Raw genomic sequence first — 13,396 nt, 5'->3', positions numbered from 1 at the left:
CGCCAGTCGGCCCCTGGGTTGCTCGCCGTCAGCCCTTCAAGGCCGCCTCGATCCCGGCGACATCGATCTTGCCCATTTCCATCATGGCCTCGAAGGCCCGCTTGGCCGCCGCCCGGTCGGGGTTGCCGAGGGCCTCGATCAGGATGCGCGGGCAGATCTGCCACGATACCCCCCATCGATCCTTGCACCAGCCGCAGACGCTCTCTTCGCCGCCATTGCTGACGATGGCGTTCCACAGGCGGTCAGTCTCGGCCTGGTCTTCAGTGCTGACCTGGAACGAGAACGCTTCGCTGTGCTTGAACGCCGTGCCGCCGTTAAGCCCTACGCAGGGCACGCCCATCACGGTGAATTCGACGGTGATCACATCACCAGCCTTGCCCGACGGGTAATCACTGGGGGCCTGGTGAACCGCCACCACGCGGCTGTCGGGGAAGGTCACGGCGTAGAAGTTCGCCGCCTCCTCGGCATCATTGTTGTACCAGAGGCAAACCGTATTCTTGGCAGTCATGGTGTAGCTCCATGAACAGGTGTGAACCCTTCAGTCTAGATCGTGAGCGTGGCGCGGCAAAAAAACGAAACCCTTGCCACCCTGCCCCGGTCACACCCTATGAGCATGCAACATGGACTGTAATCCAAAGGAGACTGGACATGCCCTACCCTTACAACCCGATCGCCCTCCGCATCCGTAACCTGGCCTTGGCTGGCGCACTACTGGCCTGCGCGTCGCTGGTTCAGGCGCAGGATGTGCTGCTGGTGGGCAACAAGGCCGATGCCAGTGTCTCGGCACTGGACATCAGCAACGGCAAGGAACTGGTCCGCCTGCCCGTGGGCACCGGCCCGCACGAGGTGGTAGTTGCCAGCAATGGCCGCTTGGCCGTGGTGGCCAACTATGGCGCCCACGGCACCGCCAACAACAGCCTGAGCGTGATCGACTGGCCGTCACGCAGCGTGGTGCGCACTATCGACCTGGGCAAGGACTCGCGCCCCCATGGCATCCGCTTCCTGCCAGACAGCCAGAGGGTGGTGGTTACCACCGAGGACAGCGAGCGCTTGCTGATTGTCGACCTGGCCCAGGGCCAGGTCCTCGACCGCATCGACGTCGGCGGCGGCAAGCCGCACATGGTCGCCCTGTCGCCCGGTGCGGACCGCGCCTACGTGACCCATGTAGACTCCGGCACGTTGTCGGTCATCGACTTGCTGCACAAGAAGAAGATCGCTGACATCCCCACCGGCAACGGCAGCGAGGGCGTTGCGGTGACCCAGACGGGCGCCCAGGTGTGGGTCAGCAATCGCGAAGGCAATGAAGTGGTGATCGTCGATGCCGAACGCCTAGAGGTCACCGACCGCCTCCGTACCGGCCTGTTTCCGATACGCGTCGTCATGACCCCGGACGGCAAGCATGCTCTGGTCACCTGCGCCAAGTCGGCGGAGCTGGCCGTGTTCGACGTCGCGGCCAAGCGCGAGATCAAGCGCATCAGCCTGGCTCAGGAAGGCGCCGAGTACCGCAAGACACTGTTGGGTGCCGAAGCCCTGCCCATCGGCGCGGTGGTCTCGCCGGATGGCAAACGGGTCTACGTGGCCATCAGCGGCGGTGACCAGATAGCCGTCATCGATACCGCTGACTGGCGCGAGAAGGCACGCTGGCAAACCGGGCCGGAGCCTGATGCACTGGCCATTGTGCCGCAGCCAGAGAGCTGATCGCCACGCGCCTGTCGCGGTGTTTCAACCACCATCGCGACAGGCCGTACACCTCGGCTTTTGCAACATTCTGCAGACATTTCCGATATCAGGTAGTGAACCTGCTTACATAAAAACGGTCTTTCGCTGACGGTCAACTCACCGACCGGTTCATCGGCCCAGTCATCGGGCCTACTTTTGTCCTGTTTCAGCGAAGACTCAACATGCCCGACTCCCGTCCAACATTTTCCGCCCTCCCAGCCCTGCGCGGCGGCTTGATCGCAGCCCTGGTGGCTCTAGCCGCCCCGGTGCATGCCGAAGCGCCTGCCAGTGATGCGCGCTGGGTCAGTGACAGCCTGAGTACCTATGTGCGCAGCGGGCCGACCGATGGCCACCGCATTGTCGGCACGCTCAAGTCTGGGCAAAAGCTGACTCTGGTCGGCAGCCAAGGCAGCTACAGCCAGGTACGCGGGCAGAATGGTGACCTGGTGTGGATCCTCAGCAGCGACCTGCAGGACGTGCCTGGCCAGGGCGAGCGGCTGCCGCAGCTCGATGCCCAAGTGGCGGACCTGTCCGGGCAGCTCAAGAGCATCGATGACAGTTGGAAGAACCGCGTGCAGGGCATGCAGGAAACGCTGGATTCGCGCAAGCAATTGATCGATGAGCTGGAGGCGCGCAACCAGGCGCTGAATGAGCAGCTGGACCAGAGCCAGTCGACCCTGCGCGACACCCAGGCGCGCCTGGGGGACGAGAACAAACAGGTGATGATGCGCTATATGGTGTATGGCGGCAGCATTGCGGGCGCGGGTTTGTTGGTGGGGTTGATCATGCCAGCGCTGACCCGCGGGCGGAAGAAGAACGACCGCTGGTTCTGAGGTTGGTTAGGCGTTAGGGGTGGAAGGTGCATGCCTTGGGAGTTTTAGCGCCGGTGAGATCGAGCGCCGCCCGCGCGGCGCTTCGCGGGGCAAGCCCGCTCCCACATCTGTTTCGGGCCAATTATTCCTGAGGCATTGGCGCGCGGCCCTTTGGTGCTCGCCTCGATATCGCGTCGTACAAACAAGGGGGCGCGCGCCTATTTAACAGGACTCACTGGCCCGAAACAGATGTGGGAGCGGGCTTGCCCCGCGAAGCGCCGCGCGGGCGGCGCTCGATCTCACCGGTGCTGAAAGCATCAAGGTATGCACCCGCCAGCCCTGATGCTTTCCCAAGTCCTACTGCCAGGACCCTTGTTATAGCAGGTGCCCTACAACAACCGCTCCAGCGCCTCCAGCACATACCCCGTGGCCCGCTCGACCTGCCCCTCTCGGCAGGCAATCCCCAACTGCCGCCACAACCCCGGACGCAACGGCCGGCGGGCAATACGCCGGTCCAGCTCCGCCGCGTCGCCCTCCTGCGGCAGCAACGTCGCACCGTACCCCGCCCCCACCAGGCTCTTGATCGCATCGTTGTAGTTCAGCTCGATGCGCGGTGCGGGGAACAACCCCGCCGCCGCGAACCACTCCCCTGTCACCCGCGACAACTGCGTGCTGCTGTCATTCAGAATCAACGCCCGCTGCGCCAACCATGCCGGCGTTACCTTGGCCGGCGGCTGCCAGTCGGCCGGCACGTAGGCCAGGATCGGGTCGCGCCGCCAAGGGGTGACCTTCAGCCCCTTGCCCGCAACTTGCGGCAAGGCCACCAGGCCAATGTCCAGAGCCCCCTCGCGCAGCCGCGCCAGTGACGCCTGGGAGGTCAGTACCTGGACCTGCACGTCGATCCCCGGGTGAGCCACACGCAAGTGTTCCAGCGCCTTGGGCAACAGGTGGGCGATGGCGCCGGTCGAGGCGCCCAGGCGTACCCGGCCGGTCAGGCCCTCGACCTGACGGCGAACCTCTTCCAGGGCCAGGTCGGCGTCGGCCAGCAGGCGTCGGGCGCGGGCCAGTAACGTCTCACCAATGGCCGTAGGGCGCACCTGGCCACGGTTACGGGTGAGCAAGGGGGCGCCCACCCGGGCCTCCAGCTCGGCCACGTGCAGGCTGATGGTGGGCGGGGCCAGGTTGAGCCGGCGTGCGGCCTCGGCAAAAGAACCCAGGTCGGAGATTTCGACCAGGGTGCGGAGGCGGTCAAGGCTGATTTCGCGCATGGCATGCTTCAGTAAAAATGAACATCAGCATCATGATATTCAAATTTCCTTTAGTCCAGCCGCAGGCGAGCATAGGCCATCTCTCCCCCGACCGGACCCCGACCATGCACACCCCTGTTGTCTTCATCGACGGTGACCAAGGCACCACTGGCCTGCAGATTCACGCCCGCCTGCACGGGCGCAGCGACTTGCGCCTGCTGACCCTGCCCGAAGCCGAGCGCAAGCACCCACAACGCCGCGCCGAAGCGATCAATAGCGCCGACATCGCCGTGCTCTGCCTGCCCGATGACGCAGCGCGCGAAGCCGTGGCGGCGATCCATAACCCGCAGGTACGGGTTATCGACGCCAGTTCCGCCCACCGCACCAGCCCAGGTTGGGTCTATGGCCTGCCAGAACTGGATGAACAGCAAGCCGAACGTATCGCCCACAGCAAACGTGTCAGCAACCCTGGCTGCTACCCCACCGGAGCAATCGCCTTGCTGCGCCCGTTGGTCAGCGCCGGGCTGCTGCCAGCCGATTACCCACTGAGCATTCATGCCATCTCGGGCTACTCCGGCGGCGGCCGCGCGGCGGTCGAGCGCCATGAGCAGCCAGGTACCGAGAAAACCCCGACCTTGCAACTGTATGGCCTGGAGCTGGCGCACAAGCATGTGCCGGAGATCCAGCAGCACGCCGGGCTGTCGGCGCGGCCGGTGTTCATGCCCGGCTACGGCGCCTATCGCCAGGGCATCGTCCTCAGCATCCCGCTGCAACTGCGCTTGCTGCCAGGCAAGGCCAGCGCCGAACAGCTGCATGCCTGCCTGCAACAGCACTATGAAGGGGCTCGCCACGTGCAATTGATGCCCCTGCATCAGCAAGGCCCGGCGGCGGCGCTCGACCCCGAAGCACTGAACGACAGCAATGACCTGCGCCTGGCGCTGTACGCCAACCCGGAGCATGGCCAGGTACTGCTGACTGCGGTGTTCGACAACCTTGGCAAGGGCGCCTCCGGTGCGGCGGTACAAAACCTCGAGCTGATGCTCGCGGCGCTACACGCGCAAGGCTGATTCGGCAAAACCGGTTAGACTGTAGTACCCGCGTCAGCCAGGCGCGGGTTGTATTCCTACCCGCCGGAGCCCGCCCCCCGATGTTCATCCTGAGCCGCCTCGACAGCGTGCCGCCCGAGTCTTTCCAGAACCAGATCCGTGAGCTGGTGATCAACCACGTCGGCGAATTGAGCAGCGTTGCCATTCTTGCCGACAACCCGCTGTATCCGCTGTACCAGTACGGTGTCGGGATGGAGGTGCACCAGTACCTGCAGGCCATGGACGGTACCGGTGGCCTGTCGGTGACGCTGACCTTGGCGCTGGATGCCGAGGCCCCGGACCAATTGCTCGGCTTTGCCCTGGCGTTGCCGGCCGATGACGACCCGGACACCTGCGCGCTGGCATTTCTCGCCGTGCGCGCCAGCCATCGCCGCCAAGGTATCGCCCGCGCCCTGCTGGGTGATTTGCAGGCCCGCCATGCCTGCGTCGAATTGAACACCTTTGCCGGCCAGGTACCGTGGTTCGAAGCGATGGGCATGCAGGTGGTGGCGGCCAACGGGCCGCAGGTGCTGATGAGCAGCACCGGGCAAGCCAGCGGGGCGTTGATTGGCCGGCTGGATATCGGGCCGATCTACCAGACCACCGAGGTACATCAGATCCATACCTACCTGCTCAACCAGCAGGGCGAGGATGCGATGATCGAGGCCGAGCAGATGCGCGACGAGCGGCTGGACGAGCTGGCTGTTCAGGCGCAGGCCTGTGTAAGGCAGCGCAAGACCGTGCATTGATACGGGGGGGCCGCACAGCGGCCCCTACTGTTTTCAGCCATGCACCCAGCGCCGATGCAAGCCACGCGCCAGGGCATCGAGCATGAAGCCCAGCACGCCGATCAGCAGCACCATCGCCATCAGCTCCGAATACGCCAGCCGGTCGCGGGTGTCGAGAATGAAATACCCCAACCCCGCACTGACCCCTAGCATCTCGCACGGCACTAGCACGATCCACAGGATGCCGATGGCCAGGCGCACACCGGTCAGCACATGGCCGATCACCCCCGGCACGATCACCTTGCACAACGTCTCCCAGCGCGTGGCACTCAAGCTGCGGCTCAGTTGCAACCAGCGCGGGTCGAGCTGGCGCACGCCCGCAGCGGTGTTGAGCAGAATCGGCCACAGCGCGGCGAAGGCCAGCAGGAAATAGATCGGCTGGTCGCCCACCCCCATCAGCATCACCACCACCGGCATCCACGACAGCGGCGAAATCATCCGCAGAAACTGGAAGGCCGGCGTGGTCGCCGCCTCCAGGTGCCGGTAGCTGCCTACCAGCAAACCGAGGGGTACGCCGATCAACAGCGCCAGCAGCAGCCCGATCAAAATACGTTTGAGGCTGACCCACACGTGGCCGTAGACCTCGCCCTGCCCCAACAGCTCGACCAGGCTGGCCAGGGTGGCCTCGGGCGAGAAGCGCGCCGACAGGCCGTCGGCCTCGCCAAACAGCGCCACACCCGCCCACCACGCCAGCAGCAACAGCAACAGCCCGGCCAAGCCCAGGCCGGTATGAACCACATGCTTGCCCATCAGACCGCGAACTCCTCGCTACGCTCGAAACTGTCGGCAATACCGAACACCGATGGCCCGCCAACGGCCGCGATGGCGTTGCGCACGAAGCGGTCGTCGACCAGGTCGCGGGCGGTTTGCGCCGGGTCCAGGCCTGCGAGAAAACCACTGTCGCCTTCGATCAACGTGCGCTGAAGGCGCTTGACCAGCTCCTCGGTGTAGCTGGGGAACGGGTAAGGCTGGAAGTCGATACGCCGCTCGTCCCATTGCTGGTGCTGGATCGCACCACTGGCGATATAGGCTGCGCGGTCCTCGGCGGCTGGGGCCAGGACTTTGCTCAGCACCGCAGGCTCGTGCGGGGTGTACTTGTTGGGGCCGGCCTTGGACAACAACGCGGCGGCTTCGGCGCGGTGCTCGCGGGTCCATTGCTGGGCCTTGACAATGGCGTTGACCACCTTCTGCGACCACTCCGGGCGGTTGTTGAGGTCGTGCTCGTGCATGAACACCACGCAGCAGGCGTGGTTGCGCCAGACATCGCCGGTAAACCGCTGCACACGGCCAACCTTGAGGTTTTCGGCCAGGGCGTTGAACGGTTCGGCGACGATATAACCAGCGATACGCTTGCTGGCCAGTGCCGGTGGCATGTCGGACGGCGGCAGCACCAGCAGGTTGACTTCGTTGGCCGCAAGCTGCGTATTGACCGGTTTGGACACCGGGGTCAGGCCGTTGTCGTTGAGCATCTGCTGCAGCACGACGTTGTGGATCGAGTACCAGAACGGGATGGCGACGGTCTTGCCGCCCAGTTGCTTCATGTCGGTGATGTCGGGCGCCACGGTCAGGCCCGAACCGCCGACATGGTTCCAGGCCACAACCTTGGCCGGCACCTTGCTGGCGTAGCGCGCCCATACGGTCATTGGCGACAACAGGTGGATGACGTTGACCTGACCGGAGATGAACGCCTCGATCACCTGCGCCCAACTGCGCAGCAGCACCGGGCGCTCGGCCTTGATGCCTTCGGCCTCGAACAGACCATTGTTGTGCGCCACCAGCAACGGCGTGGCGTCGGTGATCGGCAAGTAGCCGATGCGCACCGGCGCGTCCGGTTCGGCGGCCGCGCGGGCTTGCAAGCTCGACAGCAACGGCAAGGCACCGGCGGCAGTGAGCATGGCGCCAAGCTTGAGAAAGTCGCGACGCGACGAAGCAGAACAGCAGTCATCCATGCACATGGACAGCCTCCGAGGGCAAGGGGGTGGGGGAAGGTTCGACTGTGCGGCTTGCCCGCCGAAGGGTTTTGACGATCTCGATGCGCAGGGCGCCCAGTTCCTCGACCCGGTGCGTGCGCGGCTGCGGCAGGTCGATACACCACTGGCCGAGGATATGCGCTGGGTGGTTGCCCAGTAGCAGGACCCGGTCGGACAGCAGCAGGGCTTCGTCGATATCGTGGGTGATCAGCACCGCCGCAGTATTGTGGGTGGCGATCAGTTGCAGCAGCAGTTGCTGCATGTCGGCCCGGGTCACCTCGTCGAGGGCGCCAAACGGCTCGTCAAGCAACAGCACTTCAGGTTGGCGTGCCAGGCAGCGGGCCAGCGCGGTGCGTTGGGCCATGCCACCGGACAATTGCGCCGGGTACTGGTTGCGCGCATGGGCGAGGCCCACGTCGGCAATCGCATGGTCGATGCGCGCACGCCGCTCGCTGGCCGCCAATTTGGGCTGGCGGGCGAAGTCCAGGCCGAAGGCGACGTTCTTCTCAAGGCTCAACCAGGGCAGCAGGCTGGGATCCTGGAAGGCCACCGCCAGGCGCGGATGCGGCCCTTGCAGCGGCTCGCCGCGCAGCGTCACGCTACCGCCACGCGGCGCCTGCAAGCCCGCCAGCACCCGCAACAGGCTGGACTTGCCGACACCACTGGGGCCCAGGATGCTCACCACCTCGCCCGGCGCCAGCTGCAGGTCGAACTGTGCCAGCACCTCTTGCCAGCCCCCCTCGCGGGGGTAGCCCAGGCTGATGGCACGGGCGTCGAGCAGTACCTCGCTCATGCGGCGCCCGCCTGGCGTTGCAGTTCGGCGCGCAGTTGCACCAGGCTCGGCGTCACGATCGGCACGAACGCCGACTCGCGCCAACGGCGGGCGAAGCCTTCGCCATACTCGCTCAGGTAGGCCTTGCCACCACTGGCCTGCAGCTCCAGCTGCACCGCGTCGGCAGCGCATTCGGCGAGGGTGATGCGCAGTTTGAACAGCGCCGCTGGCTGCTGCAGGAAGCGCTCGTCGAGCAGGCCCTGCTTGAGTTCGCTCACGGTGTTTTCCAGGCGCGCCTTTAGCACCTGGCCGGCCTCGTCGAGGAACGAGCCACGGCCTTGCAGGTGTTCCGCCACCTCATCCAGTGCCCGCCGGGCCAGGCCGATGGCCATGCCGCATTGCAGTGCCAGGAAGGCCGGGCGCACCTTGGGCAGGAACGCGCGAGCATTCTCGTGCAGCAGCCACTCGCGGCCCAGCTCGACTTGGTGGAACGCCAGCGCGGCGGTATTGCTCGATTGCAGCCCCATCAGTTGCAGGTCGTCCGAGCGCTCCAACCCTTGCGCCTCGGACGGAATGGCCACCACGAACGGTGCCCCTTCGGCATCACCTTCGATGGCTGCCGCCACCACAAAACCGCTCTTGCGCAGGTTGGTCACCCAATGCAGCCGGCCTTCAAGCTGCCACCCGTCGCGGCTCTGGCGGCCTCGCACCTGCAGGCTCTCGATGCCGGAGAGAAACTTCATGGCATTGGACAGCCCGGTTGCACCGGCCAGCTCGCCCGTCAACAGGCGTGGCAACAGGCGCTCGCGCAGCGGCTGGTTGGGGCTTTGCAGCAGGTATTCGATGAAGGCGCGCTGGCCCCAGCAGACGAACGCCGCCGCCAATGAACGGCTGGCAATGGCCGCGATCGCTTCGACCGCGTCGGTCACCTGCCCGCCCGTGCCGCCCAGGGCCGCATCGACGCCGATGCGCAGCACTTGCGCTTCGGCGATGTGCGCCAGGACCAGGTGCGGGTCGCACACGCCCTGGTCGATTGCCTCGGCGTTGGCATCCAGCCATTGCCGAAATGCGGGATCAAGCATGTCTCTACTCCTTTGAAAACGCCGGCGTGGCCGGCACCACACTTGGCTTACGCAGACGGCTGCCAGCGGTACTTGCTGAGTTCGTCGTTGAGCGGTGTCTGGGCGAAGACATTAGCAAAGTTGCACAAGGTTGCGAGGCTCACGCCAAGAATCACCTCCAGGGCGTTGCCTTCGCTGAAGCCGGCATCGCGAAATGCCTGGTAGGTGGGCTCGCTGACGTTGCCACGGGTGGCGATCACTTCACGGGCAAACGCGGCCAGGGTTTCGTAGCGGGCATCGGGCAGTTCGCCACGGGCGCGCAGCGCGTCGACCACGGCCTGGGGCAGCTTGGCCTTGTTCAGGGCCACCGCAGTGTGACCGGCGACGCAGAAATCACAGCCATGCTGGGTAGCGGCAATCAGCTGCACCACCTCTCGCTCCGCCAGGGTCAGCTCCGACTTGCCATTGAGCGCCGACACGGTCACGTACGTTTCCAGGGCGGCCGGGGCGTTGGCCAGCACGCCTAGCAGGTTGGGGATGAAGCCAGAATTCTTCTGAGCGTTCTCGAGGAATGGACGGGCCGCTTCCGGGGCGCTCTGCAGCGTGTGTAAAGTAATGCGCGAGGACATGGAGTGGTCTCCTGTGGTGGGTGTCCTTACAGTCTGTTGGTTATAAGAATTCGCCTCCATATTCATCAGTCGCCTTTCCTTGCTCCTGAGTCTTTGCATTAGATGATTTCGTCCAGCCCCCTTGTCGATTGGTTATTAGAAGGCCTGGAGCTCGATGCCAGCCTGTTTCATGTCGGCCGCTATTGCGGTGGCTGGCACGCCAGCACCCAGGGCATGGGGCGGGCCAGCTTCCACTTGGTGGTGCAAGGATATTGCTGGCTGCACATCGACGGCCAGCCGCAACCGGTGCGTCTGAAGAAGGGAGATGCAGTATTCCTGTTGCGCGACCTTGCCTATCGCTTCTCCAGCGAGCAGGACCCGGTCGACGCCTGCGCCCAACCGCGTCAGGCCATGCAGGCACTGGATAGCGAAGCCCGCGACGGCGTCGGGCTGGTTTGTGGCTTCTTCCATTTCCAGTCCGGCCTTTCTTCACTGATTGTCGAAGGCCTCGCCGACTGGATCCTGCTGCGCGCCGAAGACCCCGCCGGCAGTGCAGCGCGGGCGCTGTTCGAGCTGATTCTGGAAGAATGTCGGCGCACCGCCGGCCCGTCACAGACGTTGCTGGAGCGGCTGACGCACCTGTTGTTCCTGTACGTGCTGCGCCAGCAGGTCAATGTCGGGCAGTCACTGAGCGGGCTGGTCGCCCTCGCCCGCCAGCCGGCGTTTGCCGGGCTGCTGGAACAGTTGATCGAGCAACCGGGGCAAGCCTGGACACTGGAGAGCATGGCCGCCTGCACCGGCTTGTCGCGGTCGGCGTTTTTCAAGCGTTTCAATGAACTGGCCGGGCAATCTCCGGGGCAAGTGCTGCTGGCGCTGCGCATGCGCCATGCCAGTCAGCTGCTACGGGCGGGCAATACCGTGGAGCAAGTGGGCGCGCAGGTGGGGTACCAATCGGTGGCGGCGTTTACCCGGGCCTTTGCCAAGGCGGTGGGCCAGCAGCCGGGGGCCTATCGGCGGCAACACGTGAGCCGCTGAACGTACAGGCCCTATCACTGCGCCAGGTCGGGACGGACCTGCTGCGCTGCATGTTCGAACTCGATACATCGCGCTTGGCAATCAAAGCGCGTCTACGCCCATCGATAGATGGGCGATTGCCGGCGGCCGGATGTAGCGCTTATTTAACTTATTGCCACTGACATTTTTACCAGTTGTGTGTCATCCGGGCCGGCCATAGCCTTTCTCAGCAAACCAACGAATCGTCCCGCCCGTGCGGCGAACACGACATGTGCGCGCGGCAACTTGAACTTTTTATCTCGACCAGGATGAAAGCCCATGACCTCTTCAAGTAAGCCAACGACAAGCTTCACCAGGGACACGGTAGAGAAATATTATAAAAAGGGTGACGCGCTTGAAATTGATGGGAAAAAGTGCATATGGGTCACGGGCGGTGAAACCTCAGTCACCGTAGAGATCGATGGCAAGTCCGAAAGAATAGCATGGTCAGACATAAACAATATTCCCGGGCTCGGCAGCATGCGGCTACGCGCCGGCATGGCGTTACGATCACTTCTAGATGCAGGCTGGATCAAAGTTGCACGCCCAAGTCCGGGGATAAATAAGTTATCACCTAACCCCTTCCTTATAGAGTTTGCTCCGTCAAATAAAAATTTAAATATTTATTATGGCTACGGCAGTATACCGTATAACAGAACATGGGTCGGCGAGTACCAGCTCAAGGCGACAGAAAGCCTCACCAACCTCCCTGCTTACGCCGACAACGCCCTTGTTCACCGCGCCATTGAGGAGCAACAGTCTATCCGCGCAGGGGACTGCGCTATTCCTTTTCAAGGCTCTATCAGTTTTTACTATTATGTAGGCGACACTTCGGCACTCCCCGACGGTATCAACGAGGACACCGTAGAGGAATATCAGAACGCGTTCAAAAGCGCCTGATGGGTGACTCCTATCAGGCCGATGAGTGGAAGTTTGTTGCCGACGAGTATGGGCGCATAAAAATAGAGCCGAGCACTGAAAAACCTGCGGGCGGCCAGAAACCCGAATTGCCCGCGACCGATCAGAGCAATATCGGTTGGCGCCGCTGCAACACGCACTTGAAGCTGGACAGCAGGGATGCCACCACTGAACGTTTGCTCTTTGTCCATGATGATGAGACCGGTATGCCAGTAGGCCCAAGGTTGAGCTTTAAATTCGGGGAACACACCACGAAGGAAGCATCGTCCGCCTATTTCCGCGAACAACTGGAGGCGTCAGAACTAGGTAAATACGTGCGCCTGGGTACCCACACTGCAGTCGATGGCGATATCGAAGCCGAAGGTACCGTCGACCTCTGGCAAGTCGACAAGCCCCTGCGGATTTTGCTGGGTAATTTCGCGGAGACGCACAAATACATAACCCACGCTTGCGCCCTGCATGAGGGAGTGCGATCCATGAACCCCACCTATCCATAACTTGATCTGCTCTTTCAGGTCGTCGATGTGTGTCGCATAAGCCTCCTTGACCTCCTGCGCGCGCACACGGGCAGCCGATTGCTCACACGCACGAGCAGCGTAACTCTCAAGCAGCATTTGCTTGAGCAGAACAGGGTCATCCGGGAGGTTCGGGCACTGAAATCATGGCCCGGATTACCGGGTCAGGCGACGAAACGGGGCGTCAGAACCTGATGCGGACGGTTGCGCCAGAGGTCGAAACCGTCGAGTAGCCAGTTCAGTTCTTGGACGGTCAGGACAATCGCTTCGTCGCTGGCGTCGGGAGAGGTTTTGAAACGTTCGGCTTCGAGGCGTTTGAGCCAAAGACAGAAGCCGTTGCGCTCCCAATACAACACCTTGATGCGATTGCGAGCTTTATTGAGGAAAACGAACAGTACGGGGTCGAACACGGCGACCTTGATATCCAACTCGACCAGCGCGGTGAGGCCGTCGATGGACTTTCGGAAGTCTACGGGCTTGAGATAGAGGTACACCTTTTCGACTTTGCTGTCGGGTCGCATCATGGCGGGCGGGCTCCTGAAAGAAATCGGGAGCGCAGCATCGGGCATCAGGTGGACGCTTGGAATGTGGGGATGATGGATCCCTTACATTTAAACGGCAGTAATTGGATTTGCGGGATTTAGTGTGGTGTTTCAGAAATACCGCTGAAAATCATTTGCCCAGCGCTCGCGCCGCGCGAGCGACTGAGGCAAGGATGTCCTCGGCCTTCTTGTGCCACCGAAATGGCTTCGGGTTCTGGTTGTAGGTTTCCAGGTAGTACTCGATCGACCCCTCCAGATCTTTAACGCTGACATGTGCCTGCCGCTTGATCCACTTCTCGCTCAGCG

15 protein-coding genes and 1 pseudogene are annotated in these 13,396 nt (G+C 63.2%); 7 read left to right on the top strand and 9 right to left on the bottom strand.

What is annotated here, in order from left to right; genetic code table 11:
- Nucleotides 1-28: 28 nt before the first annotated feature.
- Nucleotides 29-508 carry a VOC family protein gene (locus tag CKW22_RS21890; RefSeq protein ID WP_033697354.1) on the bottom strand — a complete coding sequence of 160 codons (480 nt, stop codon included), beginning with the start codon at nucleotides 506-508 and terminating at the stop codon, nucleotides 29-31.
- 140 nt (nucleotides 509-648) lie between these two features.
- On the opposite strand from CKW22_RS21890, the gene CKW22_RS21885 reads away from it, so the two are divergent.
- Both CKW22_RS21885 and CKW22_RS21880 read left to right on the top strand, forming a co-directional pair.
- Entirely contained in the window at nucleotides 649-1,698 is a 1,050-nt protein-coding gene (locus tag CKW22_RS21885) for a cytochrome D1 domain-containing protein (protein WP_160015223.1), read from the top strand.
- A 203-nt stretch (nucleotides 1,699-1,901) separates the two neighbouring features.
- Nucleotides 1,902-2,552 (top strand): TIGR04211 family SH3 domain-containing protein, encoded by a 651-nt coding sequence (locus CKW22_RS21880; RefSeq protein ID WP_033697353.1) that lies wholly within the window; start codon nucleotides 1,902-1,904, stop codon nucleotides 2,550-2,552.
- A 368-nt stretch (nucleotides 2,553-2,920) separates the two neighbouring features.
- On the opposite strand, the gene CKW22_RS21875 is transcribed toward CKW22_RS21880, so the two are convergent.
- The gene (locus tag CKW22_RS21875; RefSeq protein WP_033697352.1) at nucleotides 2,921-3,799 is read right to left on the bottom strand and encodes a LysR family transcriptional regulator; all 879 of its coding nucleotides are present in this window, start codon (nucleotides 3,797-3,799) and stop codon (nucleotides 2,921-2,923) included.
- A gap of 104 nt (nucleotides 3,800-3,903) precedes the next feature.
- On the opposite strand from CKW22_RS21875, the gene argC reads away from it, so the two are divergent.
- A complete protein-coding gene (argC, locus tag CKW22_RS21870) occupies nucleotides 3,904-4,845 on the top strand; it encodes an N-acetyl-gamma-glutamyl-phosphate reductase (RefSeq protein ID WP_095065091.1) in 942 nt (313 codons plus the stop codon).
- Nucleotides 4,846-4,925: 80 nt separating this feature from the next.
- Nucleotides 4,926-5,612: a GNAT family N-acetyltransferase gene (locus CKW22_RS21865; RefSeq protein WP_033697350.1), complete on the top strand. Its 687-nt coding sequence runs from the start codon at nucleotides 4,926-4,928 to the stop codon at nucleotides 5,610-5,612.
- Between the two features lie 33 nt (nucleotides 5,613-5,645).
- Here the strand turns inward: CKW22_RS21865 and CKW22_RS21860 are convergent, their stop codons facing one another.
- From CKW22_RS21860 to CKW22_RS21840, 5 genes are read right to left on the bottom strand one after another with little or no spacing between them, the layout of a single operon-like run.
- Entirely contained in the window at nucleotides 5,646-6,401 is a 756-nt protein-coding gene (locus CKW22_RS21860; protein ID WP_033697348.1) for an ABC transporter permease, read from the bottom strand.
- Complete coding sequence (locus tag CKW22_RS21855; protein ID WP_033697347.1) at nucleotides 6,401-7,606, bottom strand: ABC transporter substrate-binding protein; 1,206 nt, start codon at nucleotides 7,604-7,606, stop codon at nucleotides 6,401-6,403. Before CKW22_RS21855 ends, CKW22_RS21860 begins: the two co-directional genes overlap by 1 nt.
- Nucleotides 7,593-8,414 (bottom strand): ABC transporter ATP-binding protein, encoded by an 822-nt coding sequence (locus CKW22_RS21850; RefSeq protein WP_033697346.1) that lies wholly within the window; start codon nucleotides 8,412-8,414, stop codon nucleotides 7,593-7,595. Before CKW22_RS21850 ends, CKW22_RS21855 begins: the two co-directional genes overlap by 14 nt.
- On the bottom strand, nucleotides 8,411-9,475 hold the full coding sequence (locus CKW22_RS21845; RefSeq protein WP_033697344.1) for an acyl-CoA dehydrogenase family protein: 1,065 nt from the start codon (nucleotides 9,473-9,475) through the stop codon (nucleotides 8,411-8,413). The genes CKW22_RS21850 and CKW22_RS21845 overlap by 4 nt, the downstream gene beginning before the upstream one ends.
- 47 nt (nucleotides 9,476-9,522) lie before the next feature.
- Nucleotides 9,523-10,083: a carboxymuconolactone decarboxylase family protein gene (locus CKW22_RS21840; RefSeq protein ID WP_033697343.1), complete on the bottom strand. Its 561-nt coding sequence runs from the start codon at nucleotides 10,081-10,083 to the stop codon at nucleotides 9,523-9,525.
- A gap of 102 nt (nucleotides 10,084-10,185) precedes the next feature.
- Between CKW22_RS21840 and CKW22_RS21835 the strand changes: the two genes are divergently transcribed.
- The 3 genes from CKW22_RS21835 (at nucleotide 10,186) to CKW22_RS27620 (ending at nucleotide 12,530) form a co-directional block, all read left to right on the top strand.
- The gene (locus CKW22_RS21835; protein ID WP_047583893.1) at nucleotides 10,186-11,097 is read left to right on the top strand and encodes an AraC family transcriptional regulator; all 912 of its coding nucleotides are present in this window, start codon (nucleotides 10,186-10,188) and stop codon (nucleotides 11,095-11,097) included.
- Nucleotides 11,098-11,394: 297 nt separating this feature from the next.
- Nucleotides 11,395-12,015, top strand: coding sequence for a hypothetical protein (locus CKW22_RS21830; RefSeq protein ID WP_095065089.1), 621 nt, complete (start codon nucleotides 11,395-11,397; stop codon nucleotides 12,013-12,015).
- Nucleotides 12,015-12,530, top strand: a complete 516-nt coding sequence (locus CKW22_RS27620; protein ID WP_177447959.1) for a hypothetical protein — start codon at nucleotides 12,015-12,017, stop codon at nucleotides 12,528-12,530. Before CKW22_RS21830 ends, CKW22_RS27620 begins: the two co-directional genes overlap by 1 nt.
- Nucleotides 12,531-12,712: 182 nt before the next feature.
- On the opposite strand, the gene tnpB is transcribed toward CKW22_RS27620, so the two are convergent.
- Nucleotides 12,713-13,072, bottom strand: a complete 360-nt coding sequence (gene tnpB / locus CKW22_RS21815; RefSeq protein WP_256577329.1) for an IS66 family insertion sequence element accessory protein TnpB — start codon at nucleotides 13,070-13,072, stop codon at nucleotides 12,713-12,715.
- Between the two features lie 148 nt (nucleotides 13,073-13,220).
- Nucleotides 13,221-13,396: pseudogene (locus CKW22_RS21810) on the bottom strand (IS630 family transposase); the annotation flags it as partial.

Source organism: Pseudomonas sp. Irchel s3f19 (assembly GCF_900187555.1).
Classification (GTDB): domain Bacteria; phylum Pseudomonadota; class Gammaproteobacteria; order Pseudomonadales; family Pseudomonadaceae; genus Aquipseudomonas; species Aquipseudomonas capeferrum.
Note: the sequence above shows the minus strand (reverse complement) of the source record. Positions and strands in the feature narration are given on the sequence as shown.

Excerpts from the sequence above, each read along its gene's own strand:
- CKW22_RS27620 (WP_177447959.1), top strand. The coding sequence starts at position 12,015 with ATGGGTGACTCCTATCAGGCCGATGAGTGGAAGTTTGTTGCCGACGAG.
- CKW22_RS21890 (WP_033697354.1), bottom strand. The coding sequence starts at position 508 with ATGACTGCCAAGAATACGGTTTGCCTCTGGTACAACAATGATGCCGAG.
- tnpB (WP_256577329.1), bottom strand. The coding sequence starts at position 13,072 with ATGATGCGACCCGACAGCAAAGTCGAAAAGGTGTACCTCTATCTCAAG.
- CKW22_RS21835 (WP_047583893.1), top strand. The coding sequence starts at position 10,186 with ATGATTTCGTCCAGCCCCCTTGTCGATTGGTTATTAGAAGGCCTGGAG.
- CKW22_RS21865 (WP_033697350.1), top strand. The coding sequence starts at position 4,926 with ATGTTCATCCTGAGCCGCCTCGACAGCGTGCCGCCCGAGTCTTTCCAG.
- CKW22_RS21860 (WP_033697348.1), bottom strand. The coding sequence starts at position 6,401 with ATGGGCAAGCATGTGGTTCATACCGGCCTGGGCTTGGCCGGGCTGTTG.
- CKW22_RS21850 (WP_033697346.1), bottom strand. The coding sequence starts at position 8,414 with ATGAGCGAGGTACTGCTCGACGCCCGTGCCATCAGCCTGGGCTACCCC.
- CKW22_RS21855 (WP_033697347.1), bottom strand. The coding sequence starts at position 7,606 with ATGTGCATGGATGACTGCTGTTCTGCTTCGTCGCGTCGCGACTTTCTC.
- CKW22_RS21880 (WP_033697353.1), top strand. The coding sequence starts at position 1,902 with ATGCCCGACTCCCGTCCAACATTTTCCGCCCTCCCAGCCCTGCGCGGC.
- CKW22_RS21885 (WP_160015223.1), top strand. The coding sequence starts at position 649 with ATGCCCTACCCTTACAACCCGATCGCCCTCCGCATCCGTAACCTGGCC.
- CKW22_RS21840 (WP_033697343.1), bottom strand. The coding sequence starts at position 10,083 with ATGTCCTCGCGCATTACTTTACACACGCTGCAGAGCGCCCCGGAAGCG.
- CKW22_RS21845 (WP_033697344.1), bottom strand. The coding sequence starts at position 9,475 with ATGCTTGATCCCGCATTTCGGCAATGGCTGGATGCCAACGCCGAGGCA.
- CKW22_RS21830 (WP_095065089.1), top strand. The coding sequence starts at position 11,395 with ATGACCTCTTCAAGTAAGCCAACGACAAGCTTCACCAGGGACACGGTA.
- CKW22_RS21875 (WP_033697352.1), bottom strand. The coding sequence starts at position 3,799 with ATGCGCGAAATCAGCCTTGACCGCCTCCGCACCCTGGTCGAAATCTCC.
- argC (WP_095065091.1), top strand. The coding sequence starts at position 3,904 with ATGCACACCCCTGTTGTCTTCATCGACGGTGACCAAGGCACCACTGGC.